Genomic DNA, 26228 nt, shown 5'->3' on the forward strand with positions numbered 1-26228 from the left:
GTCTCGCCCTCTGAACGGTGCCGGCCCCCACCGGCACTGTCCTTCAGAGTACGGGCGGGGGCCGGGAGCGGAAGGTGATGTGCAGAACTTGTGGCCTTACGCGTTTATGGTGTGCCGCATGTTTCGTCTTGAGACAGAAGTCGACAAAGCCCGACGTGATCTGCTCCGCAGGCGGCTGCGGGACACCAACACGGCCGCCTCCGCGGTCCTGCGCTCCCTGCGCGGAACCCCCGGCGAACGCGAGTCGCCTCTGCACGTGTGGGCGTCGGATGCCAACGGTGACCTGGCCGGCGGCCTGGTCGGCCACACCTGGACGGCCTGGCTGCACGTCACCCTTCTCTGGGTCGACGGACGCCACCGGGGAGCGGGTCTCGGCTCACGGCTGCTGGCGGAGGCGGAGCGCGTCGCCTCCGCCGAGCGCGGCTGCACGGCCTCCCGCCTGGAGACCTGGGACTTCCAGGCCCCGGGGTTCTACCGGCGGCACGGCTACGAGGTGGTCTGCGTGATCCCCGACTATCCGCCGGGCGTCACGGAGTACACCCTGACGAAGCGGCTGCTCTGACCGGCAGGGCCGGGCACACGGCCGGGCCCCGCCGGAACCGGCGGACCCCGCCGCGCGGGGTGCCGTGCCGCCGCGGGGGTTCCGCGGCGGCACGGCGGGCTCAGCGCAGGCGGCGTGCGCCCGCCGCGGGCACCGCCTCGAAGACCCGTGGGGTCTTGAGGCCGGCCGCCGCGAAGGCCTCCTCGACCGCCTTGGTGACGGCGGGGACGTCCGGCTCCTCCGCCAGGACGATGGCCGAGCCGCCGAAGCCGCCGCCGGTCATCCGGGCGCCGAGCGCGCCCGCCGCCACCGCCGTGTCCACCACCAGGTCGAGTTCGGGGCAGGAGACGCGGAAGTCGTCGCGCAGGGAGGCGTGGCCCTCGACCAGCACCGGTCCGATCGCGCGGGTGTCGCCGGCCTCCAGCAGGGACACCACCCGCTCGACCCGCTCGTCCTCCGTCACCACGTGGCGGACCAGCCGGCGCACCTCCTCCTCGTCGCCCAGCCGCCGCAGCGCCGTGTCCAGTTCGCCGAAGGGGATGTCGCGCAGGGCGTCGACGCCCAGCAGGGCCGCGCCCTTCTCGCAGCCCTCGCGGCGCCTGCCGTACTCGCCCTCGCTGTGGCTGTGCTTGACCTGGGTGTCGACGACGAGCAGCCGCATGCCCTCGGCGGACAGGTCGAAGGGGATCTGCCGCTGGGCGAGGTCGCGGGTGTCGAGGAACAGGGCGTGCCCGGCCTCGCAGCAGGCCGAGGCGGTCTGGTCCATGATGCCGACGGGGGCGCCGACGTAGACGTTCTCCGCGCGCTGGCACAGGCGGGCCAGCTGCCAGCCGCGCAGCCCCAGGCCGAACAGGTCGTTCAGCGCGAGCGCGACGACGACCTCCAGGGCCGCGGAGGACGACAGGCCGGCGCCGGGCGGCACGGTCGAGGCGAGGTGGACGTCCGCGCCGGTCACCGGGTGCCCGGCCTCGCGCAGGGCCCAGACCACGCCCGCCGGGTAGGCGGTCCACCGCTTGTCGGACTGGGGGGCGAGGGCGTCCACCGTCAGGTTCACCACGGGGCCGTCCACGCCGGCGGAGTGCAGCCTGAGGACGCCGTCGTCGCGGCGCGCGACGGCCGCGACGACGTTGTGCGGCAGGGCGAACGGCATGACGAAGCCGTCGTTGTAGTCGGTGTGCTCGCCGATGAGGTTGACCCGGCCCGGTGCCGCCCACACCCCGTCGGGGGCACCCCCGTACAACTGCTCGAACCGCTCGGCGACGGACGCCGCGACGGCCTCGCTGGACTCGCTCATGCCCTGACCCTGACCCTTCGTCACGTTCTACTTGGCGCGCTGCTGCGCGAACTCCCACGCGTCGGCGACGATCCCCGCGAGGTCCGTGCGCGACGGGTTCCAGCCCAGCTTCTCGCGGGCGGTGGCGGCCGACGCCACCAGGGCCGCCGGGTCGCCGCCCCGGCGGGGGGCCACGACCTCGGGGACCGGGTGGCCGGTGACCCGGCGGACCGTCTCGATGACCTCGCGGACGGAGAAGCCGCTGCCGTTGCCGAGGTTGCAGATCAGGTGCTCGCCCGGCGCGGCGGCCCGCAGCGCCAGCAGGTGGGCCTCGGCCAGGTCGGCGACGTGGATGTAGTCGCGCACGCAGGTGCCGTCCGGCGTCGGGTAGTCGTCGCCGTAGACGGAGATCGCGTCGCGCCGGCCCTGGGCGACCTGCAGCACGAGCGGGATGAGGTGCGACTCGGGGTCGTGACGCTCGCCGTGCTCCCCGTACGCGCCGGCCACGTTGAAGTAGCGCAGCGAGACCGCGCCGAGGCCGTGCGCCGCCGCCTCACCGGTGATCATGTGGTCGACGGCGAGCTTGGAGGCGCCGTAGGGGTTGGTCGGACGGGTCGGGGCGGACTCGACGATCGGGACCTGCTCCGGCTCGCCGTACGTCGCGGCCGTGGAGGAGAACACCAGCCGGCGCACGCCCGCCTCGCGCATCGCGCCGAGCAGCGCCATGGTGCCGCCGACGTTGTTGTCCCAGTACTTCTCAGGCTTCACCACCGACTCGCCGACCTGCGAGAAGGCGGCGAAGTGCAGTACGCCGTCGTACGAGGAGTCCAGCCACTTGGCGGCATCCCGGATGTCGCCCTCGATGAACGACGCCCCCGCGGGGACGCCCTCCCGGAACCCGGTGGAGAGGTTGTCGAGCACGACGACCTCGTGACCGGCTTCGACCAGATGCCGGGCCACGACGCCGCCGACGTACCCCGCGCCCCCGGTGACCAGGTATTTCCCGCTCATGAACTCGCTACCTCCCGCAGTCGCTCGGCCGCGCGCTCCGGCGGCACGTCGTTGATGAACACGTTCATGCCGGATTCGGAGCCCGCGAGGAACTTCAGCTTGCCGGACGTGCGGCGGATGGTGAAAAGCTCCAGGTGCAGCGCGAAGTCGTCGCGCGTCACCCCGTCGAACTCCTCCAGCTGCCCGAACGGGGCCTGGTGCCAGGCCGCGATGTACGGGGTCGGGGGCTCGCCTTCGCCGAAGATCCGGTCGAAGCGCCGCAGGAGTTCCAGGTAGACCCGGGGGAACTCCGCGCGCGCCGCCTCGTCCAGGCCGAGCAGGTCGGGCACGCGGCGCCTGGGGTACAGGTGGACCTCGTAGGGCCAGTGCGCCGCGTACGGCACGAAGGCGACCCAGTGTTCACCCTCAAGGACGATCCGCTCGCCGGCCAGTTCCCGCTCCAGCACGGCGTCGAACAGGTTCTCCCCGCCGGTCGCCTCCTTGTGGGCGGCCACTTGGCGCAGCGTCAGGGCGGTGCGCGGGGTGGTGAAGGGGTAGGCGTAGATCTGCCCGTGCGGGTGCTGGAGGGTGACGCCGATCTCGGCACCGCGGTTCTCGAAGCAGAACACCTGTTCGACGGAGGCCAGATGGGACAGTTCGGAGGTCCGGTCCGTCCACGCCTCCAGGACCAGCCGGGCCTGCGGCTCGCTCAGGTCGGCGAAGGAGGCGTCGTGGTCGGAGGTGAAGCAGACGACCTCGCACCGGCCCGCGTCCCCGGCCAGCGAGGGGAAACGGTTCTCGAAGACGGCCACGTCGTACGACGAGTCCGGGATCTCGCTCAGCCGGTCGCCCTCGGAGGGGCACAGGGGGCATTCGTCGGCCGGCGGGTGGTACGTGCGCCCCTGCCGGTGGGAGGCGACGGCCACGGAGTCGCCCAGCAGCGGATCGCGGCGGATCTCGGACGTGGTGACGGTGGCGTCCAGCGGACGGCGGTCGGCGGCCTCCCGCACGGTGTCGTCGCCGAGGTCGTAGTAGACGAGCTCGCGGCCGTCGGCCAGCCGGGTCGAGGTCTTCTTCACTGCCGCACTCCTCCACACCCGCCAGTCACTCAACACAACCAAACATAACACGCCACAACTCACCAAAGGAGCTGCTTGATCACAATCAAACAAAGAACACCAGCGAAAGTGTTCAGTTACTGAACACAGAGGCATAGGTTCCGCACCGGATCAGTTCGCGAATGAAGCGAGTGCTTATGCAAACCCCCACATATCTATCTGCAGAGCTTCGACTCCCCACCAACTGGCTGGACTACACGATCCTCGGGATCTACTTCGTCGTCGTGCTGGGCATCGGTTTCGCGGCCCGCCGGTCGGTCAAGACCAGCCTCGACTTCTTCCTCTCCGGCCGCTCCCTGCCCGCCTGGGTCACCGGGCTCGCGTTCATCGCGGCCAACCTCGGGGCCACCGAGATCCTCGGCATGGCCGCCAACAGCGCGCAGTACGGCGTCTACACCACGCACTGGTACTGGATCGGCGCCATCCCGGCCATGGTCTTCCTGGGCCTGGTGATGATGCCGTTCTACTACGGCTCCAAGGTCCGCTCGGTCCCCGAGTTCCTCCTCCTGCGCTTCGACAAGCCGGCCCACCTGCTCAGCTCGTTCCTCTTCGCCGCGGCCGCCATCCTGATCGCCGGCGTGAACCTCTACGCCCTGGCGATCGTGGTCGAGGCGCTCCTGGGCTGGCCGCAGTGGGTGGCGATCGTCGTCGCGGGCTTCTTCGTCCTGGCGTACATCACCCTGGGCGGCCTGTCCTCGGCGATCTACAACGAGGTCCTGCAGTTCTTCGTCATCCTCGCCGCGCTCATCCCGATCACGGTGCTGGGCCTGAAGAGCGTCGGCGGCTGGGACGGCCTGTCCGACTCCCTGACCGAGTCGCGCGGCGGCGACTTCATGACGTCCTGGGGCGGCACCGGCATCGGCAGCGACAACCCGCTCGGCGCCAACTGGCTGACCATCGTCCTCGGCCTCGGCTTCGTCCTCTCCTTCGGCTACTGGACGACCAACTTCGCCGAGGTGCAGCGCGCCCTGTCCGCCAGGAACCTGTCGGCGGCCCAGCGCACCCCGCTCATCGCCGCGTTCCCGAAGATCTTCATCGTCTTCCTGGTGATGATCCCGGGCCTGGTCGCCGCCGTGCTCGTGCCCAGGATCGGCACCTCCGGCTCGGACCTGCAGTACAACGACGCCATCCCCTACCTGATGGAACAGCTCCTGCCCAACGGTGTCCTGGGCATCGCCGTCACCGGCCTGCTGGCCGCGTTCATGGCGGGCATGGCGGCCAACATCTCCTCCTTCAACACCGTCTTCACCACCGACATCTGGGCGAAGTACGTGGTGAAGCACCGCGAGGACGCGTACTACGTCCGCTTCGGCCGTCTGATCACCGCGATCGGTGTCCTCGCCTCCATCGGCACGGCGTTCCTGGCGTCCTCGTTCTCCAACATCATGAGCTACCTCCAGACGCTGTTCTCCTTCTTCAACGTGCCGATGTTCGTGGTCTTCATCATCGGCATGTTCTGGAAGCGCGCGTCCATGAAGTCCGGGTTCTGGGGCCTGATCGCGGGCACCACCGCGGCGATGGTGAACTACTTCTGGATCTACAAGCAGGGCCTCGTCGACATCCCCACCGACCAGGGCGCCAACTTCGTCTCCGCGATCGCGGGCTTCGTGGCGGGCGCGGTGGTCATGGTCGCGGTGTCCCTCTTCACCGCCCCCAAGCCCGCCGACGAGCTCCAGGGCCTGGTCTACGGCACCCGCTCCCCCGGCATGGCGGAGCCGCCCGCCGAGGGCGACGACGCCTGGTACCGCAGGCCCGCCCTGCTCGGCTGGGGCGCGGTGATCCTGGCCGCCGCCTGCTACATCCCGTTCTCGTTCTGACCGCGGGAGGATGGAGAAACCATGTCCGAGCACTACTCCGAGCGTGAGCTCCAGCGGGAGATCTCCGAGCTGGAGACCAAGTCCGCCACGGCGGCCCGCCTCTTCGACATCCGGCGCATCATCGGCGGACTGTTCGTCGTGTACGGCGTGATCGTCACGATCGCGGGGATCGCCGCGTCCGACGCCGACATCGACAAGGCCCAGGGCGTCAACATCAACCTGTGGACGGGGCTGGGGATGCTGATCCTCGGCCTGCTGTTCCTGCTCTGGCTGAAGCTGAGGCCGACGGCGCCGCCGCCACCGGACGTCCAGCCGGACGGACGGGAGGAGCGAACCGGGTGACCGCACGCCGCTGACGGGCGCGGTGCGGGTGCGGGCCGGGGGTGTTCACACGGCCCGGCGGCACGACCGCCCGCGGCGGCCGGCTGTGGCCGCGTACGGCGCGGAGGGGACGGAACCGGAGGGACGGGGCGGAGGAGTCCGCCCGCAGGGGCCGGCGCGTGCGCGCCCGTACCCCTCCGACCGGCCGATTCCACGCCGGCCCGAGGACGGACACCCCCCCGGCCCGGCCCCGGTCCGCCCACCACCCGCAGGGGCTGCGCGCACCCCCACCCCCCCACCGCACCGGACACCGCGCCGCGGGCATCCGCCCGCCGGCCGTCAGCCGATCGGCCCCGCCCGGTCCAGCAGCCCCGTCCGCGCCGCCAGCGCCGCCGCCTCCAGCCGGGACCCCACGCCCAGCTTCATCAACACCCGCTGCACATGCGTCCGCGCGGTCGACGGCGCGATGCCCATCCCCGCCGCGATCAACCGGGTGTCCTCCCCGTCGGCCACCCGCACCAGCACCTCCACCTCCCGGGGCGTCAGCATCCGCAACAGCCGCAGCCCCTCGTCGTCCGGCTGCGCCGCGGGATTCAGCAGCTCGCCGAAGGCCCCCTGCAGCAACTGCGGCGCCACCGCCGCCTCCCCCGCCCGCGCCTTCACGATCGCCCGCTCGACCCCCTCGATGCGCTCGTCGTGCCGCACATACCCCGACGCCCCGGCCGCGAAGGCCGCCGCGATCCCCCGCGGCGACGGCACCGGGCCGAGCACCAGCACCGCCACCTGCGGCCGCTCCCGTTTGATCTTCACCACCGGATCGAACGTCCCCGGTTCCGCCGGCGCCGCCGTCCCCAGCAGACACACCTCCGGCGCCCTGCTGATCACCAGATCCGCCGCCCCCGCCGCCGGCGCCGCCGCCGCCAGCACCCGGTGCCCCCGCAGCTTCAACGCCGAGGCCAGCGCCTCCGCGAGCAGTCGGTGGTCGTCGACCACCATCAGCCGCACTCCCATCGAACAACCAACCCCCCATACCGCGCGCACCCCCTGTGCGCCGCCACCCCGGTCCGACTCCCCGCGGATGCCCCCGGAAGCTACACGCTTGTTCGACGTCGCGCTCCCCCTACCGGCGAGAATCGCCCCGGATCACCGAAATTCTCGCATTCGACGGCGATGAGCGCATGATGAGCGGTACGCGCACGGCCCCGTCCCTGAGCAGGGACGGGGCCGTGACGGTCAACAGGCGGGAACGATCACTCCGTGCCAAAGGCGATCGCCAGGTACTCCTTGTCCGAACTCGAGAAGTCACTGGCGTACACCCCCGACATGTACAGAGCGCCCTGTCCGTACAGGATCTCCGCGTAGTCCGGCAGCATCCGCGTCTCCACGTCCCGCACGGCCTTCGTCGCCGGGTTCTCCATCAGCGTCGTCTGCTCGAAGGACGCCCCGTCGATGCTCACGATCTGTCCGCCCTTGTCGTAGGGCGGGCGCTTGTACGCCAGCACGTTGCCGCCGTCCATGCGCAGCGGGGTGACCTGGTAGCCGTCGCCCGCGTCGGCACGCTGACCGGTCTGCTTGCCCGTCGACAGGTCGAAGGCCACGACCTCGTTGGTCTGGCTGTACTCGGCCGTGCCCTCGTGCTCCTCGGTCGGGATGTACAGCCGGCCGTTGCCGACCACGAGCCCGCTGCACTTCTCGATCTTGGTGATGATGTCGCAGCGGGCCGAGAACTCCTCGCCCGGCGCGGAGATGCGCGCGCGCAGCTTGCCGGTCTTGTTGTCGATGGAGAAGAAGTCCGAGATGCCGCTGCCGTCACCCGCGGAGTCACCGACGTCGGAGGCCACGACCAGCGGTTCGGTGGACACGATGCCCGCGTACTCGATGCCCTCGTCCATCTTGTACTCGGTGATCACGTTCCCGGTCTTCGGGTCGATGGTCTGGATGTGCAGCTGACGCTGGTCGTACGAACCGCACTTGCGCACCGCGACCAGCTTCTCGCCGCCGCCGTACCCGGAGTCGTAGCAGGCGTCGGAGGTCTTCGGCGCCCACAGCTGCTTACCGGAGGCGGCCTCCCAGGCGGCGCCGCCGCTGGTGCTGCCCGCGGCGACGGTGCCCCCGCTGATGGTGACGTTGTTGAAGCTGATCTCCATCGTGCCGGTCTTGGCCGTCTTCGACCACACCTCCTCGCCCGCCTCCAGGTCGATCAACGCGACCTGGGTGCAGGACTGGGGGTCGTCCTTGGTCGGCATGGCCGGCTTGTGGACGATCGCCGTCTTGTTGTCCTCGGTGACGTGGCTGGTGGCCTCGCACACCGGTCCGGGAAGGTCGAGCGTCCACTTCTCGGTGCCCTTGGCACGGTCGTAGCCGACGATCTCGGCGATCCCGCTCTTGGCGTACACCGTGTCGGTCAGCCAGGACCCGGTGGTGGCGATGGTCGTACTGCCCTTGGGGACCTTGGGCGCGGGCACCTGGAACAGCACCTTGGAGGCGGTGTCGGCCGGGGCCTTCTCCCGGGCTCCGGAGGACGTGCCACCGGTGCCGCCGCCGTTCTTGGCGTCCTTGCCGCCGGTGCCGCCGGACTCCGCGGTGGTCCCCTTGTCGTCGTCCTTGCCGGAGGACGTGGCGTACCAGACGCCGCCGCCGACGATCAGGGCGATGGCCACGACCGCGGAGACGATGATGGCCAGCTGTCCGTTGCCCCGCCGCCCGCCGCCACCGGGCTGCCCCGGCTGCGGCTGCATCGGCATGGTCCCGGGCTGCGGATACCCGTACCCGGGCTGCCCGTACGGCCCGGGCTGCTGCGGCTGGCCGTACGGTCCCGGCTGCTGCGGCTGCCCGTACGGTCCCGGCTGCTGACCCGGATACCCGTACCCGGCGGCCGGAGCCGGCGGCTGCTGCGGATACCCGTACCCGGGCCCCTGCGGGGCGGACGGCGGTGCGGGCGGAGGCGTCTGCGGGGCCTGCGGGTAGCCGTACCCGGGCTGGGGCGCCTTGCCGAGATCGGGCCCGCCGGAAGGAGCCGGCGGCTGCGAGGAACCCTGCGGCGGCCCGAATCCGGGCTGCTGCGGCTGTTGGGGCTGCTGGGGAGGCTGGTTGGGCGGCGGAGGCGGCTGGGTCATGACGTGAGTACCTCGGTGGTCGGGGGACGGCGGGCGACATGCGACGGGCGACGGGCGACGTGGAGCGGGGAAGCGATCGGACGCCTCACTTGCCGTAGGCGAGCATCAGCTTCTCCTTCGCCTCGTCGTTGCCGGTCAGCCGGGTGGTGGAGAGGTAGAAGCGGCCGTCGACCCAGTCGATCGCCTTGCTGAAGAAGCCGTTCTCGATGTCCGCGACGCCCTGCGGGTTCTGCATCAGCTTGACCGGCGTGTGGGTGGTGCCGCCGACGGGGAGGGAGACGACCTGGCCGCCCGCGTCGTACGAGGGCTCGACGTAGGCGATGAGGTTGCCGCCCTCGACCTTCATGGGCAGTATCGAGTCCTCCGCCGGTGACTTCTCCCGCCACTTCTCCTTGCCGTCGTCGAGGCTGATCGCGACGATCTCGTTGGCCCCGGTGGTCGCCTCGGTCGGCAGGTAGAGGGTGTCCGCGTCGACGGCGACGCCCTCGCAGCCCTGGAGGTCGCGGGCGAGGATGGCCCAGCCGCAGCCGGGGGCGAAGTTCTCGTCGACGGCGACCTGCGAGCGCACCTTGCCGCCGGCGGTGAAGGCGGCGATGTTCCAGACCTTCTTGTCGCCGTCCCCCTCCTTGGTGCTGTAGAGGACGAGCGGGTCGACGGAGTAGGCCCGCTCGATCCGCCAGCCCTTCTCGTACGCGTAGGTCCACTTGACCTTGCCGGTCGTGGGGTCGAGCTCCCGGACCTCGTCGTGCTCGTTGTCGCCGCCGGCGCCGCAGGACGCGACCTGGACCAGCCGCTCGCCGCCGCCCGCGAAGGCGGCGGGGAAGCAGGCGTCGCCGTACTTCTTCGAGTCGAACAGCTTCTTGCCGGTGCGCACGTCGTACGCCGTGCCGGACTGCGAGCGGCCCACCATCAGCGTGTTGCCGCTGAGGGTCATCTCGATGGAGAGCACGGAGTCGAACAGGGCGCCGTCGGCGACCTCCTGCGTCCAGCCCTTCTCACCGGTGTCGAGGTCGACGAGCTGGAGCTGGTTGCACTTGGCGCGGTCGCTGCTGCCGCTCATGTAGGCGACGACGACCTTGTCGTCGGACGTCTTCTCCTGGGTGACCGCGCAGATCTTCTGCGGGAAGGCGATGGTCTCCCAGGCGGGCGTGCCGTCACCGACGTTGTAGGCGGAGAGCTCCTTGAAGGCCGCCTTCACCGCCGTCTTGTCGGTGATCCACATGCCGGGGGCGTCGGCGCCGGAACCGGGTGCGTCGGGCGCCTCCTTGTACCAGAGCACCTTGGACTCGCCGGCCTTGCGGCCCTCGTTGAGGTTCTCCGGGTCCTCGCCGCCGTCGCCGCTGCCGTCCCCCGGGTTGACCGGGGCGCCGCCGGAGGTGTCCGGCCCGGAGTCGTCGGTCCGCCCGGCGACGGGCTCCTTGTCCTTCCCGGCGTCGTCACCGGAGACGGCCCACACCGTGCCGCCGATCACCAGCAGCGCGGCCACCGCGGCGCCGGCGACCAGGGCGGGCCTGCCCTTGAGGGGGTTGCGGGAACCGGACCCGCCGGGCGGGGTGCCGGGCGCCCCGGGGAACTGCGGCTGCGGCGGGTAGCCGTACCCCGGCTGCCCGTACGGCCCCGGCTGCCCGTAGGGCCCCGGCTGCTGCGGCTGGCCGTAGGGCCCCGACGGGTACGGTCCGGACGGCTGTCCGTACGGTCCCGGCTGCTGCGGCGCCTGCTGCGGGTAGCCGTACCCGGGCTGCGGCGCGCCGGACGGCGGCCCCTGCGGAGGCGGCGGGGTCTGCGGAGCCCCGAACCCACCGCCCGGCGGCGGATCCTGCGGCGCTCCGAAGCCACCGTGCGGCGGCTGGCTGGGCGGCTGAGTCATCAGCGCGTTCCCCCTTGCTCACTGATTTTTAGCCACGCCCTGAGGTACGTGATGAACCCAGAGTCGTCTTCATATAGTGCTCAGACGGCTCTTTCTATCACCCGGCACCGACACGTCACCGGGTCGCGTCCGACCCTGTTCCCAAGGGAGGACCGGCTCGTGATGCCCCCGTTACGCGCCTTCACGCCCTCTCCACGCGCCGCGCGCTCCCCACACGGGGGCGCGCGGAGGGATCCGCGCGGGTCAGGCGTCCTCCGCCAGTTCCAGCCAGCGCAGTTCCAGTTCCTCCCGCCGGCCGGTCAGCTCCCGCAGTTCGGCGTCGAGTCCGGCCACCTTCGCGAAGTCGGTGGCGTTCTCGGCGATGGCGGCGTGCAGCTTGGTCTCCTTCTCGGAGATCTTGTCCAACTGACGCTCGACCTTCTGCAGTTCCTTCTTCGCGGCGCGCTGGTCGGCGGCGCTCCTCTCCGGCTCCGTGCCCTGCGCCGCGGCGGCCGGGACGGGGGCCGCCGCGGCGGCGGCCTCCTCCATCCGCCTGCGCCGCTCCAGGTACTCGTCGATGCCGCGCGGCAGCATCCGCAGGGTGCCGTCGCCGAGGAGGGCGAACACCCGGTCGGTGGTGCGCTCGAGGAAGAACCGGTCGTGGGAGATGACGATCATCGAGCCGGGCCAGCCGTCGAGGACGTCCTCGAGCTGGGTGAGGGTCTCGATGTCGAGGTCGTTGGTGGGCTCGTCGAGGAAGAGGACGTTGGGCTCGTCCATCAGCAGCCGCAGCAGCTGCAGCCGCCGCCGCTCACCGCCGGACAGGTCCCCGACCGGCGTCCACTGCTTCTCCTTGCTGAACCCGAACGTCTCGCACAGCTGCCCGGCGGTCATCTCGCGCCCCTTGCCGAGGTCGACGCGCTCGCGCACCTGCTGCACGGCCTGGAGCACCCGCCAGGTGGGGTCGAGTTCGGCGACCTCCTGGGAGAGGTAGGCGAGCCTGACCGTCTTGCCGACGCGGATGCCGCCCGCCGCGGGCTGGGTCTCCCCCTCGGTCCTCGCCGCCTCCGCCAGCGCGCGCAGCAGCGACGTCTTCCCGGCGCCGTTGACGCCGACCAGGCCGACGCGGTCGCCGGGCCCGAGCTGCCAGGTGACGTGCCGGAGCAGCACCTTGGGGCCGGCCTGGACGGTGATGTCCTCCAGGTCGAAGACGGTCTTGCCGAGCCGGGACGACGCGAACTTCATCAGTTCGCTGCTGTCGCGGGGCGGCGGGACGTCCTTGATGAGCTCGTTGGCGGCCTCGACGCGGAAGCGCGGCTTGGACGTCCGCGCGGGGGCGCCGCGCCGCAGCCAGGCCAGCTCCTTGCGGACCAGGTTCTGCCGCTTGACCTCCTCGGTGGCGGCGATGCGCTCGCGCTCCGCGCGGGCGAAGACGTAGTCGGAGTAGCCGCCCTCGTACTCGTACACGTCGCCGCGCTGCACGTCCCACATGCGGGTGCAGACCTGGTCGAGGAACCAGCGGTCGTGGGTGACGCACACGAGCGCGGACCGGCGGGTCCTCAGGTGCTCGGCCAGCCAGGCGATGCCCTCGACGTCGAGGTGGTTGGTGGGCTCGTCGAGGACGATCAGGTCCTGTTCCTCGATGAGCAGCTTGGCGAGCGCGATCCGGCGCCGCTCGCCACCGGACAGCGGCCCGATGACGGTGTCCAGCCCCTTGGGGAAGCCGGGCAGGTCGAGCCCGCCGAACAGCCCGGTCAGCACGTCGCGGACCTTGGCGTTCCCCGCCCACTCGTGGTCGGCCAGGTCCCCGATGACCTCGTGCCGGACGGTGGCCGCCGGGTCGAGGGAGTCGTGCTGGGTGAGCACCCCGAGCCGCAGCCCGCCGGAGTGGGTGACCCGTCCGGTGTCGGCCTCCTCCAGGCGGGCGAGCATCCGGATGAGGGTGGTCTTGCCGTCACCGTTGCGCCCGACCACCCCGATCCGGTCCCCTTCGGAGACGCCGAGGGAGATGCCGTCGAGCAGGGCACGCGTGCCGTACACCTTGCTGACGTTCTCGACATTGACCAGGTTGACGGCCATTTCACTCCTGCCTGGGGGATCGATCAGCCTTCAAGCGTAGGCCCTGGACGACAGCGGCCGGGACGCGAGGAGACCGTCACTCTCCGTGATGATGTGATCGGGGAAGGGGCCGCTCCTGTGGCCGGCTTCCCGCTTCGGCGGTCGCCGTCGGCCCGGGCACGGCCGAAACGCGGTCCCGGTCCCTCAGAGGACCGTCGCCCCGGGTACCGGACCCGCTGCCCCGCGCACCGTGCGGCAGGTCCCCGAGGCCCGCAGGGCGGCGGCGACCCCGTCCGCCGACTCCGCGTCACGCGCGAGGAACGCCGTGGTCGGCCCCGACCCGGACACCAGCGAGGCCAGGGCACCCGCCGCACGCCCCGCCTCGAGGGTGCCGGCGAGCTCCGGGAACAGCGACAGCGCCGCCGGCTGGAGGTCGTTGGAGGCGGTGGCGGCGAGCGCCTCCGCGTCCCCCTTCGCGAGGGCGTCGAGGAGTGGCCGCGAGGCCACCGGCCCGGGGATGTCCCGGCCCTCCGCCAGCCGGTCGAACTCCCGGAAGACGGCCGGGGTGGACAGCCCCCGCGAGGCCATCGCGAACACCCAGTGGAAGGTGCCGCCCACCTCCAGCTCCGTCAGCCTCTCGCCCCGGCCGGTGCCCAGCGCCGCCCCTCCCACCAGGCTGAACGGCACGTCGCTGCCCAGCTCGGCGCAGATGCCGAGCAGTTCCTCCCGTGAGGCGCCCGTGCCCCACAGCGCGTCGCAGGCGACCAGCGCGCCGGCGCCGTCCGCGCTGCCGCCCGCCATGCCGCCGGCGACGGGAATGTCCTTGGCGATGTGGATGTGCACGTCCGCGTCCCGGCCGTACCGCTCGGCGAGCGCCAGGGCGGCGCGCGCCGCGAGGTTCGTACGGTCCAGGGGGACCTGGCCGGCACCGGGGCCCTCGCAGGTGATCCGGAGTCCGCCGGCGGACGGTGTCACGGTGACCTCGTCGTGCAGGCCGACCGCGAGGAAGACGTTGGCCAGGTCGTGGTAGCCGTCGGGGCGGGCGGCGCCGACCGCGAGCTGGACGTTGACCTTGGCGGGGACGCGGACGGTGACGCTCACGCGGCGGGCTCCTCGTGCGGGGCGTGTTCGGCGATGCGCGCGAATTCCTCGACGGTCAGGGACTCCCCCCGGGCCTGCGGCGAGACGCCCGCCGCGACCAGGGCGGTCTCGGCCGCCGCCGCGGAGCCCGCCCAGCCGGCGAGCGCGGCCCGCAGGGTCTTGCGGCGCTGGGCGAAGGCCGCGTCGACGACGGCGAACACCTCGCGCCGGGAGGCGCCGGTGCTCAGCGGCTCGGCGCGGCGGACCAGCGAGACCAGCCCGCTGTCGACGTTGGGGGCGGGCCAGAAGACGTTGCGTCCGATGGCCCCGGCCCGCTTGACCTCCGCGTACCAGTTGGCCTTGACCGAGGGCACGCCGTACACCTTCGAGCCGGGCGGCGCGGCGAGGCGGTCGGCCACCTCCGCCTGGACCATGACGAGGGTGCGCTCGATGCTCGGGAAGGTCTCGAGCATGTGCAGCAGCACCGGGACGGCCACGTTGTAGGGGAGGTTGGCGACCAGCGCGGTCGGGGCGGGGCCGGGCAGTTCGGTGACGTGCATCGCGTCGCGGTGGACCAGCGCGAACCGCTCGGCGCGCTCCGGCATCCGGGCCGCGACGGTGGCGGGCAGCGCGGCGGCGAGGATGTCGTCGATCTCCACGGCGGTGACCCGGTCGGCGGCCTCCAGCAGTGCCAGCGTGAGCGAGCCGAGCCCCGGGCCGACCTCGACGACCACGTCGTCGGGGCGGACCTCGGCGGTGCGGACGATACGGCGGACCGTGTTGGCGTCGATGACGAAGTTCTGGCCGCGCTGCTTGGTGGGCCGTACGCCGAGGGCGGCCGCCAGTTCACGGACGTCGGCGGGGCCCAGGAGGGCGGCGGGGGTGGGGCTGGTCACGGGACAAGGGTACGGGGCGGCAGGGACCGCCCGGTCCGGGGTACGGGGCGGCAGGGACCTGCCCGGTCCGGTGGCCTCGGCGGAACCCCGGCGAGGTCTCGCCGGGACCTCAGTAGCCGAAGGCGCGGGCCGTGTTCGCCCCGAGAGCCGTGGCCAGGGTGTCCTCGTCGACGCCCCGCACGGCCGCCATGGCGCGCACCGTGACCGGCACCAGGTAGGGGGCGTTGGGCCGCCCGCGGTAGGGCGCGGGGGTGAGGAACGGCGCGTCGGTCTCCACCAGGACCAGCTCGAGGGGCGCCACGGCGAGCGCGTCCCGCAGGTTCTGCGCGTTCTTGAAGGTGACGTTGCCGGCGAAGGACATGAAGTAGCCGGCGCGCGCGCAGATCTCCGCCATCTCCGCGTCCCCCGAGTAGCAGTGGAAGACGGTGCGGTCGGGGGCGCCCTCCTCCTTCAGCACGCGCAGCACGTCGGCGTGGGCGTCGCGGTCGTGGATCACCAGGGCCTTGCCGTGCCGTTTGGCGATCTCGATGTGGGCGCGGAAGGACCGCTCCTGCGCGTCCTTGCCCTCGGGCCCGGTGCGGAAGTGGTCGAGGCCGGTCTCGCCGACACCCTTGACCTGGGGCAGTGCGGCCAGCCGGTCGATCTCGGCGAGCGCCTCGTCCAGTCCCGCGTCGCCGCCGGGCTCCCGCGCCCCCTGCCGGGACCAGCCCTCGGGGTCGCCGTGGACGATCCGCGGCGCCTCGTTGGGGTGCAGCGCCACCGTGGCGTGGACGGCGTCGTACGCCGCCGCCGTGTCCGCCGCCCACCGCGATCCCTTGAGGTCGCAGCCGACCTGCACCACCGTCGTCACGCCCACCGACGCGGCCTTGGCGAGGGCCTCCCCGACCGTGCCGGACTGCATGTCGAGGTGGGTGTGGGAGTCCGCGACCGGCACCCGCAGGGGTTCCGGGAGCGGTGGGGCGGCGTTCTTGTCGGGGGCGTTCGAAGGCATGCCCCCGATCCTACGGAAAGCACCCCGGGTCTCGGCCCGCCCGGTGGAAGGACGGCGGCAGACCGGACAGACGCCGGCGGCGCGGCTCCCCGGCCGATGCGGCGGAGGCGGCCGGTGCGGCCGGTGCGCCGGATGCCGCCGAGGCCGCCGAGGCGACCCGCCCCGGCCGCGTGATCCGCACGACGTGACCGCCTCAGGGACGGACGGCGCTCCCGGAACCGGGACCTCCGGCGGCATTCTTGGACGCCACCACCGCGTCGAACACCTGCCGTTTGGGAAGCCCCGCTTCCGCCGCCACCGCGGCGATCGCCTCCTTGCGGCGCTCCCCCGCCTCCTCGCGCACCCGCACCCGGCGCACCAGCTCGGCGGCGTCCAGCTCCTCGGGCCCCTTCTCCGGCGCGCCCTCGACCACCACGGTGATCTCCCCCCGCACGCCCTCGGCCGCCCACGCCGCCAGCTCGGCCAGCGGGCCCCGCCTGACCTCCTCGTAGGTCTTGGTCAGCTCCCGGCAGACGGCGGCCCGGCGCTCCGCGCCGAACACCTCGGCCATCGCGGCGAGCGTGTCGTCGAGCCGGTGCGGGGCCTCGAAGTAGACGAGGGTGCGCCGCTCCCCGGCCACCTCGCGCAGCCGCCCCAGCCGCTCGCCCGCCTTGCGGGGCAGGAACCCCTCGAAGCAGAACCGGTCCACGGGCAGCCCGGACAGGGCGAGCGCGGTGAGCACGGCGGACGGCCCGGGCACCGCGGTGACCCTGACGTCCCGCTCGACGGCCGCGGCGACCAGCCGGTACCCGGGGTCGGACACGGACGGCATCCCGGCGTCCGTCACCAGCAGCACGCGCGCGCCGCCCACCAGTTCCTCCACCAGCTCGGGCGTGCGGGCGGACTCGTTGCCCTCGAAGTACGACACGACCCGCCCCTTGGGGGTGACGCCGAGCGCCTGGGTCAGCCGCCGCAGCCGCCGGGTGTCCTCGGCGGCGACGACGTCGGCGCCGGCCAGTTCCTCGGCGAGCCGGGGCGGGGCGTCGGAGACGTCGCCGATGGGGGTGCCTGCGAGTACGAGGGTTCCGGTCACGCCTCCATCCTTCCAGTACCAGACGGAGGCAGGGCATACCGGCCATGCGCGGGACTCACACAGCGCCGTTCCCTACGATGGCGCGGTGACCAGTACCGCGTCCTCCACGGACACCCGGCAGGACCAGTCGCCGCACGAACGGCAGCCGTCGTGGCACCAGCGGCTGCGCCGTTTCGGCTACCCCGCGTCGGGCTCCGGGGGTGACGTCCGCGACCGCCTGGTCCCGCCGTACACCGAGCCGTCGGGCCGGCTGTGGGCGGCGCTCGGGGTGCCGGCGGGGCTCGCGCGGCGCATCACCCGCTGGTCGGCGTGGGGCGGTCCGCTGCTGGTCGCGCTGCTGGCGGGGGTGCTGCGGTTCTGGAACCTGGGCAGCCCGAAGGCGGTGATATTCGACGAGACGTACTACGCCAAGGACGCGTGGGCGCTGGTCCACCGCGGCTTCGAGGTCAACTGGGAGAAGAACGCCAACGACCTGATCCTCTCCTCGGGCGGGCACGTCCCCATCCCGACGGAGGCGGCGTACGTCGTGCATCCGCCGGTCGGCAAGTACGTCATCGGGCTGGGCGAGCTGATGTTCGGGTTCACCCCGTTCGGCTGGCGCTTCATGACCGCCCTGCTCGGCACGCTCTCCGTCCTGATGCTGTGCCGCATCGGCCGGCGGCTGTTCCGCTCCACGTTCCTCGGCTGTCTGGCGGGCGCGCTGATGGCGGTGGACGGGCTGCACTTCGTGATGAGCCGGACGTCGCTGCTCGACGGCGTGCTGATGTTCTTCGTGCTCGCGGCCTTCGGCTGTCTGGTGGTCGACCGGGACCGGGCGCGGGAGAGACTCGCCGCCGCGCTGCCCGTGGACCCCGACGGCCGGGTCCGGCCGGACGCGTACGCCGCGGAGACCACCCGGATCGGTTTCCGGCCCTGGCGTCTGGCGGCGGGCGTGATGCTGGGCCTGGCGATCGGCACCAAGTGGAACGGTCTGTACATCACGGCCGCGTTCTGTGTGATGGCGGTGCTCTGGGACGTCGCCTCCCGCCGGGTCGCCGGCGCGCACCGGCCCCGGTCGGCGGTGCTCAGGCACGACCTGGGCTGGGCCTTCCTGTCCACCGTCCCGGTGGCGGTGGTCACCTACTTCGCCTCCTGGACCGGCTGGATCCTCTCCCCGTCCGACGGCACCGGCGGCTACTACCGGGACTGGGCGGTCGAGGACGGCAGGGACAGCGACTGGTCCTGGCTGTTCCCCGACTGGTGGCGCAGCCTGTGGCACTACGAGAACCAGGTCTACGACTTCCACGTCGGCCTGTCCTCGCCGCACACCTACCAGTCCAACCCGTGGAGCTGGATCGTCACCGGCCGCCCGGTCTCCTACTTCTACGAGTCCCCGGCGCCCGGCAGGGACGGCTGCCCCTCCGACGCGGGCGAGAAGTGCGCCCGCGAGGTGCTGGCCATCGGCACCCCGCTGCTGTGGTGGGTGGCGTGCTTCGCCCTCCTCTACGTCCTGTGGCGCTGGTTCTTCCGCCGCGACTGGCGGGCCGGCGCCATCGCCTGCGGCATCGCGGCCGGCTACGCCCCCTGGTTCCTCTACCAGGAGCGCACCATCTTCTTCTTCTACGCCGTCGTCTTCCTCCCCTTCCTGTGCCTGGCGGTGGCGATGTTCCTGGGCGCGCTCGTCGGCCCGCCCCGCTCCAGCGACGCCCGCCGCGTCGCGGGCGCGACGGCGGCCGGCGTGCTGACCCTGCTGATCGCCTGGAACTTCATCTACTTCTGGCCCCTGCACACCGGCACGTCGATCCCGATAGACGACTGGCGGGCCCGGATGTGGCTGGACACCTGGGTCTGAGCCCGTCCGCCCCCAGGGGGTCTCTCTTCGGCCAGCGGTTCACCGGCTTCCGGGACGATGTCGCGGCGGCGGCCGTGGCCCGGCAGGGCGGCCACGGCAGCGACGCCGCCGGTCCGATTGTCGCAGCAGTGCTACGAGCGGGCGGCTGATCGCGCCCGGCGTGTGACGGGACTCTAGGGTGGTGGCCGACGTCTGCGCACACGGCGCCGTGCGTGCCACACGGGCCACAGGAGCCACACGGGTCACAGGGCCACCAGGGCTGCGGGGAACCCGGCGAGCAACGGAGGAACGGAAAGCAGTGGGGAACAGAGAGAACGCCGGTGAGCGGCGGAAGACGAGACCCGCCGTGCTCGGCGGGGTGATCGCCGTGGTCGTCGGCGGTGCCGGTCTCGGCGCCTACGCGCTGTTCGGCAGCGGTGCCGCCGCGGAGGACGGCACCCGCACGTCCTCCGCGCAGCAGGCGGGGGAGGTCAGGACGGGTCCCCTGTCCGCCGCCGAGGTCACCGCCGCGGCCGAGCGCTTCCTCATCGCCTGGCAGTCCGGGAAGGCGGACGAGGCGGCCGCCGCCACCGACGACCCCGAGGCCGCCGCCGCCCTGCTCACCGCGTACGCCGAGGACGCCGGCGTCGAGGACGTCACGCTCACCGCCGGCCCCCGCACCGGCGCCAAGGTCCCCTTCTCCGTGAAGGCCACGGTGAGGCACGAGGACATCGGCAAGCCGCTGGCGTACGACAGCGCGCTGACCGTCGTGCGCCGGGCCGGGGACGGTGAACCGCAGGTGGCCTGGCGGCCGGCCGTCGTGCACCCCGACCTCAGGGAGGGCGACAAGCTCGTCACCGGGGAGTCCGGCATCCCGCCGGTCGAGGCGCTGGACCGGGACGGCGGGGAGCTGACCACCGGGACGTACCCGTCGCTCGGCTCGGTGCTGGACGGGCTGCGCGAGAAGTACGGCGAGCAGGCGGGCGGCGAGGCCGGCGTCGAACTGCGGGTGGTGCGCGGCAAGGAGTCGGAGAAGGCGAAGCTCTCCGACAAGACGCTGCTGGAGCTGAGCGAGGGCACGCCCGGCACGGTGAGGACCACGCTGGACCCCTCCCTGCAGGCCGCCGCCGAGGCGCAGGTGGCGAAGAGGGACCGGGCGTCGGTGGTGGTGCTGCGCCCCTCGACCGGCGAGATCCTGGCGGTGGCGAACTCCTCGCGCGGTTTCAACACCGCCCTCCAGGGGTCGCTGGCCCCGGGCTCCACGATGAAGGTGATCACCTCCTCGCTGCTGATCGAGAAGGGCCTCGCCTCGATGGACGAGCAGCACCCGTGCCCGAAGTACTTCAGCTACGGCGGCTGGAAGTTCCAGAACGACGACAAGTTCGAGATCGAGGGCGGCACCTTCAAGGCGAGCTTCGCCCGGTCCTGCAACACGGCCTTCATCAGCCAGGCGCCGGAGCTGAAGGACGACGACCTGACCAGGCAGGCGCAGCAGGTCTTCGGGCTGTCGATGAACAACTGGCAGGTCGGCGTGCCGACGTTCGACGGCTCGGTGCCGGTGCAGACCGACGCCCCGATGGGCGCCTCGCTGATCGGCCAGGGCGGGGTGCGGATGAGCCCGCTGAACATGGCGTCGGTGTCGGCGACGGTCAAGGCGGGCGTCTTCCGCCAGCCGTACCTGGTGTCGCCGGAGGTCGACGGCCGCGAGCTGGCGACGGCCCCGCGCACCCTGTCGGCCGGGACGCTGGCGCAGCTGCGGGAGCTGATGTCGTACACGGCGGCCTACGGCACGGCCGCGGAGGCGATGGCCGGGGTGGGCGGTGACGCCGGTGCCAAGACCGGGTCGGCCGAGGTCGACGGGCAGAAGAAGCCCAACGGCTGGTTCACGGCGTACCGCGGGGACCTGGCCGCCGCCGGTGTGGTCCAGGCGGCCGGCCACGGCGGTTCGACGGCCGGACCGATGGTGGCGGCGCTGCTGAAGAGCGGCGGCTGAGCCGAAGAACTCCTGACCCAAGGGTTCTTGACCGAAGGGCTCCGGACCGAAGGGCTCCGGACCGAAGGGCTCCGGACCGAGGGGCTCTGGGCCGAACGGGTGGTCAGTGCGGCACCGGTTCCGTCGCGGCGGCGTAGGTGCTGCGCAGGAACCGGGCCAGGGTCTTGGTCTCGAACTCCACCACCGACACGCCCTGCCGGGTGTGGAACTCCACCACGGACTGCACCCGGCCGCAGGGCCACACGCGGATCGCACCGCTCCCGGCGGGGGCGCGCAGGCCCCGCTCCAGCAGGTCCCGGGCGACGGTCCACTCGCGGGGCACCGGACCGGGCAGGTCCATCCGTACGCACGAGGGGTCGGTCTCGGGGTCGTACCGCAGCACGACGGGGACGGCCCCGCGGTCCTCCAGCCGGGGATCCGCATCCGTCACTATGTGGACTCGCGCGTACTGCTCGACTACGGACATCGGTGGGCCCCTTACGTTCCGTCGGTCTGCCGGTGAAGGCGTGCAAGCCGTATACCCGCCCCCCGTTCCATCGTGCACCGATTCCGGAATCCGCGCGTCCGGGTGGCATGTATCACAGGTCGGACAAGGGACAGGTCAAGACAAGCTCATCGCTCTTGCAAGTGGCTTGCGACAGCCCTCTGTCATCGGACGGTGCACGCACCCGACGGATTCATCGGCGTCCCCGTGTCCGCCGCGGCCGGACCGGTCGCCGCCGGCGCCGTCGCCGTGAGCCTGCGCGGCGGACGGCGCGACGGCGGATCTGCTCGCCGACGACGCGCCGATGCGCGCCCGTCGCCTGGAGCCGCCGTACGGTCTCGACCCGCGTTCCGTGTCCGCGGTGCCCGGCCGCCGCGGGCGCTGAGCGGCGTCACCGCCGCCGGCACCGGCACCGGCACCGGCACCGGCACAACATCGGCGTAACGATCCCGTCCGGCCGGCGCGGCCCTGGAATCGCAGGCGGACCGCGGCCGTTGCACCCACCGTCGCAGGCGAGTGGAAGGACCGACGGGACGTGGACGTGCACGGCACAGTGGCCGAGGGCTTCGAATCGGTGGGGGTGGCGTTCGCACGGAACTTCGAGGCGCTCGGCGAGCGGGGTGCCGCCGTGGCCGTGTACCGGGACGGGCGCAAGGTCGTCGACCTGTGGGCCGGGGCGAGGGACGTCGACGGTACCGAGCCCTGGCGGCGGGACACCGCGCAGGGGGTCCGCTCGGCGACCAAGGGCGTCGCCGCCGCCGTGCTCCTGCTGCTGCACCAGCGGGGCGAGCTGGACCTGGACGCGCCGGTCGGCCACTACTGGCCCGAGTTCAAGGCGCACGGCAAGGAGCGGCTGCTGGTCCGGCACGCGCTGAACCACCGCGCCGGGCTCCCCGTCCTGGACCGTCCGCTCACTCCCCGGGAGGCGGCCGACCCGGCGCGGGCCGCCGGGGCGCTCGCCGCGCAGGCCCCGGTGTGGGAGCCGGGCACCGACCACGGCTACCACGCGCTGACCTACGGCTGGCTGCTCGACGAACTGGTGCGGCGCGTCACGGGCCGGGGGTCGGGCGAGTGGATCGCGTCGGAGATCGCCGCTCCGCTGGACCTGGACCTGTGGGTGGGTCTGCCGGACGCGCAGGCCCACCGCGTCGGGACGGTCGGCCGGATCGAGGGGCCCGAGCCGTCCGGGGTGCTGCGCGCCCGCCCCAAGCGCTCGGTCACCGACGCCTACGCCGACCCCGCCTCCCTCACCCGCCGCGCCTTCGCCGCGATCACCCCGTTCCCGGACCAGAACGACCCGGCGTTCCGCGCGGCGGCCCTGCCCGCCGCCAACGGGGTCGCGACGGCGGACGGCCTGGCCCGCTTCTACGCGTCACTGATCGGACCGGTCGACGGCACGCGCCTCCTCGACGCGGCCACCGTGGAACGTGCCCGCGCCGAGGAGTCGGCGGGCCCCGACCGCGTCCTGGTCGTCGCCACCCGCTTCGGGCTCGGCTACATGCTGCACGGCAGCGCCTCCCCCTTCCTGGCCCCGGGCTCCTTCGGCCACCCCGGCCGCGGCGGCTCCCTCGGCTTCGCCGACCCGGAGTCGGGCATCGCCTTCGGCTACGTCACCAACGGCTTCCGCAGGACGGTGACGGCGGACCCCAGGGCGCAGGCGCTGATCCGGGCGGTACGGCAGTCGCTGACCCCTTAGCCGGACCGCCCGGACCCTCAGACGTGGATCGGGTGCGAGGTACGGCCCGACGCGTCGTCGATCTCGCTGTGCGCCTTGGTCAGCAGTTGCATGGCGAGTTCGTTCAACGCCCGCGCGCCGGCGACCTCCTCCCCGACCCGTGGCTGATTCGCGTCGGTGTGGTGCCGGGTCGCGTGCCCGCTCGCCCGCACCTCGCTCCCGTCGGGCAGCCGGACCATCGCGGCCGCGCGCGTGTGCTGGTCGTCCTCCGTGAACTCCAGCTCCACATGCCAGCCCACTGCGGTGTGCATCATGACGATCACCTCCGGAACACCTACTTCCAGGGTGCTCCTCGTCCCGTTCCCCTGCACCCGCCCGTACGGCGGCGAAGCCCCTCGGGGCCGGCCTGCCCGGCGCGCGGCATCAGCCCGGTCCCGGCGACCGGCAGCCCGGCCGCGGCGACGCGCGGCGCGCCGAAGCGCTCGTGGAGGAACAGGGTGCCGACGGCCGCGCCCACGATGACCGACGGCTCCCGCAGCGCCGCGACGGACGGCGGGGTCCGCGCGGGTGCGGGCCCACAGGACGAGCGCGTACGCCGCGACGGGCATCGCGGCGCCGAGCAGTCCGGGTCCGGCGTGCGGCCGGAGCAGCGCGCCCGCCGCCGCGGGCGCCACGGGGCGTACGCCGGGATCACCGCGCCCTGGACCGCCGTCAGCCACGCGACGTGGCCCGGCGGTGGACCGGGGGCGCGTACGCCGGTCCCGTCGGCGGCCGGGTACGCGGCGATGGCCGGCCCGGTCGCCGGCGCCGCCCCGGTGGCCGCCCGGCCGGGCCGGTGCCCGCGGAAACGGGAAGCCGGTGAGGGCGCCCCGTCCCCACGGAGCCCTCACCGGCTGGTTTCTGTCTCCCGTTCGGGCCGTCAGGCCCGGACGAGCTCCCGGTCCTCGTCCTTCGGATCGTCCTGCGTGCGCAGCGCCTCGCCCTCGACGTCCACGTTGGGCAGGGCGCGGTCCAGCCACTTCGGCAGCCACCAGGCCTTCGTGCCGAGCAGGGCCAGCACGGCCGGGACGATCGCCATGCGGACGACGAACGCGTCGAAGAGGACGGCGACGGCGAGGCCGAAGCCGATCATCCGGACCATGGAGTCGCTGGAGCCGATGAAGCCGGAGAACACCGCCATCATGATCACCGCCGCGGCGGTCACCACCCGGGCGCTGTACCTGAAGCCGGTCACCACGGCCTGGCGGGGCTTCTCGCCGTGGACGTAGGCCTCGCGCATGCGGGTCACGAGGAAGACCTCGTAGTCCATGGCCAGTCCGAAGACCACGCCGACCATGAAGATCGGCATCATCGACATGATCGGGCCGGTCTCCTCCACGCCCATCAGGCCGGACAGCCAGCCCCACTGGTAGACCGCGACGACCGCGCCGAGGGCCGCCATCACGGAGAGCAGGAAGCCGAGGGCCGCCTTCAGCGGGACCAGGATCGAGCGGAACACCACGATCAGCAGGAGGAAGGCCAGTCCGACGACCAGGATCAGGTACGGCAGCAGCGCGTCGTTGAGCTTCTGCGACACGTCGATGTTCATCGCGGTGGAGCCGGTGACCAGGACGTCGGCCCCGGTGCCGGCCGTGATGTCCGCGCCCGTGTCACGGATGTCGTGCACCAGGTCCTCGGTCGTCACCGACGAGGGCTTGGCGTCCGGGACCACCGTGATCGTCGCGGTGTCCCCGGCCTTGTTGGGGGCCGCGGGACTCACCGAGACCACGTTGTCGAGGCCCTTGATGTCGTCGCCGGCCTGCCGGAAGACGGCCGTCGGGTCGTCGCTGTCCTTGGCGTCGACCACGACCACCAGCGGGCCGTTGAAGCCCGGGCCGAAGCCGTCGGAGAGCAGGTCGTAGGCGCGGCGCTGCGTGGTGGACGTCGGCTGCGTGCCGTCGTCGGGCAGACCCAGTTCCAGCGAGGCCGCCGGGACGGCCGCGGCGCCCAGGCCGATGACGCCGAGGAGGAGCACCGCAAGGGGACGGCGTACGACGAAGCCGGCCCAGCGGGTGCCCATGTTCGGGCGCTGCGGCTTCCCGGCGGCGCGGCCCCCGCCGAGCAGCTTGCTCTTCTCACCGGCGGGGCGGACCCTGCGGCCCGCGTAGCCGAGCAGTGCGGGGATCAGGGTGAGGGCGATGAGGACGGCGATGGCGACCGTGCCGGCCGCGGCGACACCCATCTTGGTGAGCATCGGGATGTTGACGACGGCGAGGCCGACCAGGGCGATGACGACCGTGAGGCCCGCGAAGACCACGGCGGAGCCCGCCGTGCCGACGGCGCGGCCGGCCGCCTCCTCGCGTTCGCGGCCCTCGGCCAGTTCGGCGCGGTAGCGGGAGACGACGAACAGCGCGTAGTCGATGCCGACCGCGAGGCCGATCATCGAGGCCAGGATGGAGGTGGTGGAGCCGAGGTCCAGGGTGCTGGCCAGCGCGGTGATGCTCGCGACGCCGATGCCGACGCCGACGATCGCGGTGATCAGCGGCAGTCCGGCCGCGAGCAGCGAGCCGAAGGTGATGACCAGGACGACCGCGGCGACGCCGATGCCTATGATCTCGGCGGAACCGGTGTGCGGGACGGCCTGCAGCGCGTCACCGCCGACCTCCACGGTCAGCCCGGAGCCGCGGGCGTCCTCGGCGGCCCCCTCCAGCGCGTCGCGGGAGGAGTCCTCCAGCTCCATGCCGGAGACCTTGTAGCTCACCGAGGCGTAGGCGATGGTGCCGTCCTCGCTGACGCCGCCGCCCTGGTAGGGGTCGGTGACGCGGGCGACCTCGGAGCCGTCGCCGAGTTCGGCGACGGCGTTCCGGACGGTCTTCCTGTGGTCGGCGTCGGTCATCTTCTCGCCGGACGGCGCCTTGAAGACGACGCGTGCGGTCGCTCCGTCGGCGCTGGAGCCGGGGAAGCGTTCCTCCAGCAGGTCGAAGGCCTTCTGGGCCTCGGTGCCGGGGATGGAGAAGGAGGAGCTGCCGGCCGCCGGGGCGCCGGCCGCGCCGGCGCCCGCGAGCGCCAGCAGCGCCACCCAGAAGAGGGCTGTGAAGTGCCGTCGCCTGAAGGCGAACCGGCCGAGTCGATAGAGGAAAGTGGCCACGAGGGCGTACTCCCGGTCAG

At 72.6% G+C, this 26228-nt stretch carries 20 protein-coding genes and 1 pseudogene; 6 read left to right on the plus strand and 15 right to left on the minus strand.

Annotated elements, in window-relative coordinates; translation table 11 throughout:
- Positions 1-106: 106 nt before the first annotated feature.
- On the plus strand, positions 107-562 hold the full coding sequence (locus ACF07S_RS07495) for a GNAT family N-acetyltransferase (protein WP_391963932.1): 456 nt from the start codon (positions 107-109) through the stop codon (positions 560-562).
- Between the two features lie 100 nt (positions 563-662).
- Here the strand turns inward: ACF07S_RS07495 and galK are convergent, their stop codons facing one another.
- From galK to galT, 3 genes are read right to left on the minus strand one after another with little or no spacing between them, the layout of a single operon-like run.
- Positions 663-1835 carry a galactokinase gene (gene galK / locus ACF07S_RS07500; RefSeq protein WP_391973663.1) on the minus strand — a complete coding sequence of 391 codons (1173 nt, stop codon included), beginning with the start codon at positions 1833-1835 and terminating at the stop codon, positions 663-665.
- 27 nt (positions 1836-1862) lie between these two features.
- Positions 1863-2825 (minus strand): UDP-glucose 4-epimerase GalE, encoded by a 963-nt coding sequence (gene galE / locus ACF07S_RS07505; protein ID WP_391963602.1) that lies wholly within the window; start codon positions 2823-2825, stop codon positions 1863-1865.
- On the minus strand, positions 2822-3883 hold the full coding sequence (gene galT / locus ACF07S_RS07510; protein ID WP_391963603.1) for a galactose-1-phosphate uridylyltransferase: 1062 nt from the start codon (positions 3881-3883) through the stop codon (positions 2822-2824). The genes galE and galT overlap by 4 nt, the downstream gene beginning before the upstream one ends.
- Before the next feature lie 176 nt (positions 3884-4059).
- Between galT and ACF07S_RS07515 the strand changes: the two genes are divergently transcribed.
- Both ACF07S_RS07515 and ACF07S_RS07520 read left to right on the plus strand, forming a co-directional pair.
- Complete coding sequence (locus tag ACF07S_RS07515) at positions 4060-5739, plus strand: sodium:solute symporter family protein (protein WP_391973664.1); 1680 nt, start codon at positions 4060-4062, stop codon at positions 5737-5739.
- A 21-nt stretch (positions 5740-5760) separates the two neighbouring features.
- On the plus strand, positions 5761-6081 hold the full coding sequence (locus ACF07S_RS07520; RefSeq protein WP_391963605.1) for a hypothetical protein: 321 nt from the start codon (positions 5761-5763) through the stop codon (positions 6079-6081).
- A 318-nt stretch (positions 6082-6399) separates the two neighbouring features.
- On the opposite strand, the gene ACF07S_RS07525 is transcribed toward ACF07S_RS07520, so the two are convergent.
- The 8 genes from ACF07S_RS07525 to rsmI form a co-directional block, all read right to left on the minus strand.
- Complete coding sequence (locus tag ACF07S_RS07525; RefSeq protein ID WP_391963606.1) at positions 6400-7071, minus strand: response regulator transcription factor; 672 nt, start codon at positions 7069-7071, stop codon at positions 6400-6402.
- A 239-nt stretch (positions 7072-7310) separates the two neighbouring features.
- Complete coding sequence (locus ACF07S_RS07530; protein ID WP_391973665.1) at positions 7311-9176, minus strand: PQQ-binding-like beta-propeller repeat protein; 1866 nt, start codon at positions 9174-9176, stop codon at positions 7311-7313.
- Between the two features lie 85 nt (positions 9177-9261).
- Positions 9262-11043 (minus strand): PQQ-binding-like beta-propeller repeat protein, encoded by a 1782-nt coding sequence (locus tag ACF07S_RS07535; RefSeq protein WP_391963608.1) that lies wholly within the window; start codon positions 11041-11043, stop codon positions 9262-9264.
- A gap of 243 nt (positions 11044-11286) precedes the next feature.
- Positions 11287-13101 (minus strand): ABC-F family ATP-binding cassette domain-containing protein, encoded by a 1815-nt coding sequence (locus ACF07S_RS07540; RefSeq protein ID WP_391963609.1) that lies wholly within the window; start codon positions 13099-13101, stop codon positions 11287-11289.
- 183 nt (positions 13102-13284) lie between these two features.
- Positions 13285-14181, minus strand: coding sequence for a 4-(cytidine 5'-diphospho)-2-C-methyl-D-erythritol kinase (locus ACF07S_RS07545; protein WP_391973666.1), 897 nt, complete (start codon positions 14179-14181; stop codon positions 13285-13287).
- Positions 14178-15056 (minus strand): 16S rRNA (adenine(1518)-N(6)/adenine(1519)-N(6))-dimethyltransferase RsmA, encoded by an 879-nt coding sequence (rsmA, locus tag ACF07S_RS07550; protein WP_391973667.1) that lies wholly within the window; start codon positions 15054-15056, stop codon positions 14178-14180. The genes ACF07S_RS07545 and rsmA overlap by 4 nt, the downstream gene beginning before the upstream one ends.
- Before the next feature lie 109 nt (positions 15057-15165).
- Complete coding sequence (locus ACF07S_RS07555; RefSeq protein WP_391963612.1) at positions 15166-16047, minus strand: TatD family hydrolase; 882 nt, start codon at positions 16045-16047, stop codon at positions 15166-15168.
- Between the two features lie 193 nt (positions 16048-16240).
- Positions 16241-17119 carry a 16S rRNA (cytidine(1402)-2'-O)-methyltransferase gene (gene rsmI, locus ACF07S_RS07560; RefSeq protein WP_391963613.1) on the minus strand — a complete coding sequence of 293 codons (879 nt, stop codon included), beginning with the start codon at positions 17117-17119 and terminating at the stop codon, positions 16241-16243.
- Positions 17120-17204: 85 nt separating this feature from the next.
- Between rsmI and ACF07S_RS07565 the strand changes: the two genes are divergently transcribed.
- Positions 17205-18950, plus strand: coding sequence for a dolichyl-phosphate-mannose--protein mannosyltransferase (locus tag ACF07S_RS07565; RefSeq protein WP_391963614.1), 1746 nt, complete (start codon positions 17205-17207; stop codon positions 18948-18950).
- A gap of 298 nt (positions 18951-19248) precedes the next feature.
- Positions 19249-20922 (plus strand): penicillin-binding transpeptidase domain-containing protein, encoded by a 1674-nt coding sequence (locus ACF07S_RS07570; RefSeq protein ID WP_391973668.1) that lies wholly within the window; start codon positions 19249-19251, stop codon positions 20920-20922.
- A gap of 103 nt (positions 20923-21025) precedes the next feature.
- On the opposite strand, the gene ACF07S_RS07575 is transcribed toward ACF07S_RS07570, so the two are convergent.
- Complete coding sequence (locus ACF07S_RS07575) at positions 21026-21388, minus strand: SsgA family sporulation/cell division regulator (protein WP_391963616.1); 363 nt, start codon at positions 21386-21388, stop codon at positions 21026-21028.
- A 553-nt stretch (positions 21389-21941) separates the two neighbouring features.
- Here ACF07S_RS07575 and ACF07S_RS07580 point away from each other — a divergent pair.
- On the plus strand, positions 21942-23102 hold the full coding sequence (locus ACF07S_RS07580; RefSeq protein WP_391973669.1) for a serine hydrolase domain-containing protein: 1161 nt from the start codon (positions 21942-21944) through the stop codon (positions 23100-23102).
- Positions 23103-23119: 17 nt separating this feature from the next.
- Here the strand turns inward: ACF07S_RS07580 and ACF07S_RS07585 are convergent, their stop codons facing one another.
- The 3 genes and pseudogenes from ACF07S_RS07585 to ACF07S_RS07595 form a co-directional block, all read right to left on the minus strand.
- Positions 23120-23395 (minus strand): DUF1876 domain-containing protein, encoded by a 276-nt coding sequence (locus ACF07S_RS07585; RefSeq protein WP_391963618.1) that lies wholly within the window; start codon positions 23393-23395, stop codon positions 23120-23122.
- 95 nt (positions 23396-23490) lie between these two features.
- A pseudogene (locus ACF07S_RS07590) lies at positions 23491-23925 on the minus strand (EamA family transporter); the annotation flags it as partial.
- 75 nt (positions 23926-24000) lie between these two features.
- Positions 24001-26208 carry an MMPL family transporter gene (locus ACF07S_RS07595; RefSeq protein ID WP_391963619.1) on the minus strand — a complete coding sequence of 736 codons (2208 nt, stop codon included), beginning with the start codon at positions 26206-26208 and terminating at the stop codon, positions 24001-24003.
- Positions 26209-26228 lie beyond the last annotated feature (20 nt).

This window comes from Streptomyces sp. NPDC016640 (assembly GCF_043076215.1).
Lineage (GTDB): Bacteria > Actinomycetota > Actinomycetes > Streptomycetales > Streptomycetaceae > Streptomyces.

Excerpts from the sequence above, each read along its gene's own strand:
- ACF07S_RS07530 (WP_391973665.1), bottom strand. The coding sequence starts at position 9,176 with ATGACCCAGCCGCCTCCGCCGCCCAACCAGCCTCCCCAGCAGCCCCAA.
- ACF07S_RS07520 (WP_391963605.1), top strand. The coding sequence starts at position 5,761 with ATGTCCGAGCACTACTCCGAGCGTGAGCTCCAGCGGGAGATCTCCGAG.
- ACF07S_RS07540 (WP_391963609.1), bottom strand. The coding sequence starts at position 13,101 with ATGGCCGTCAACCTGGTCAATGTCGAGAACGTCAGCAAGGTGTACGGC.
- ACF07S_RS07555 (WP_391963612.1), bottom strand. The coding sequence starts at position 16,047 with ATGCCTTCGAACGCCCCCGACAAGAACGCCGCCCCACCGCTCCCGGAA.
- ACF07S_RS07525 (WP_391963606.1), bottom strand. The coding sequence starts at position 7,071 with ATGGGAGTGCGGCTGATGGTGGTCGACGACCACCGACTGCTCGCGGAG.
- galK (WP_391973663.1), bottom strand. The coding sequence starts at position 1,835 with ATGAGCGAGTCCAGCGAGGCCGTCGCGGCGTCCGTCGCCGAGCGGTTC.
- ACF07S_RS07585 (WP_391963618.1), bottom strand. The coding sequence starts at position 23,395 with ATGATGCACACCGCAGTGGGCTGGCATGTGGAGCTGGAGTTCACGGAG.
- ACF07S_RS07515 (WP_391973664.1), top strand. The coding sequence starts at position 4,060 with ATGCAAACCCCCACATATCTATCTGCAGAGCTTCGACTCCCCACCAAC.
- ACF07S_RS07535 (WP_391963608.1), bottom strand. The coding sequence starts at position 11,043 with ATGACTCAGCCGCCCAGCCAGCCGCCGCACGGTGGCTTCGGAGCGCCG.
- ACF07S_RS07495 (WP_391963932.1), top strand. The coding sequence starts at position 107 with ATGGTGTGCCGCATGTTTCGTCTTGAGACAGAAGTCGACAAAGCCCGA.
- ACF07S_RS07575 (WP_391963616.1), bottom strand. The coding sequence starts at position 21,388 with ATGTCCGTAGTCGAGCAGTACGCGCGAGTCCACATAGTGACGGATGCG.
- galE (WP_391963602.1), bottom strand. The coding sequence starts at position 2,825 with ATGAGCGGGAAATACCTGGTCACCGGGGGCGCGGGGTACGTCGGCGGC.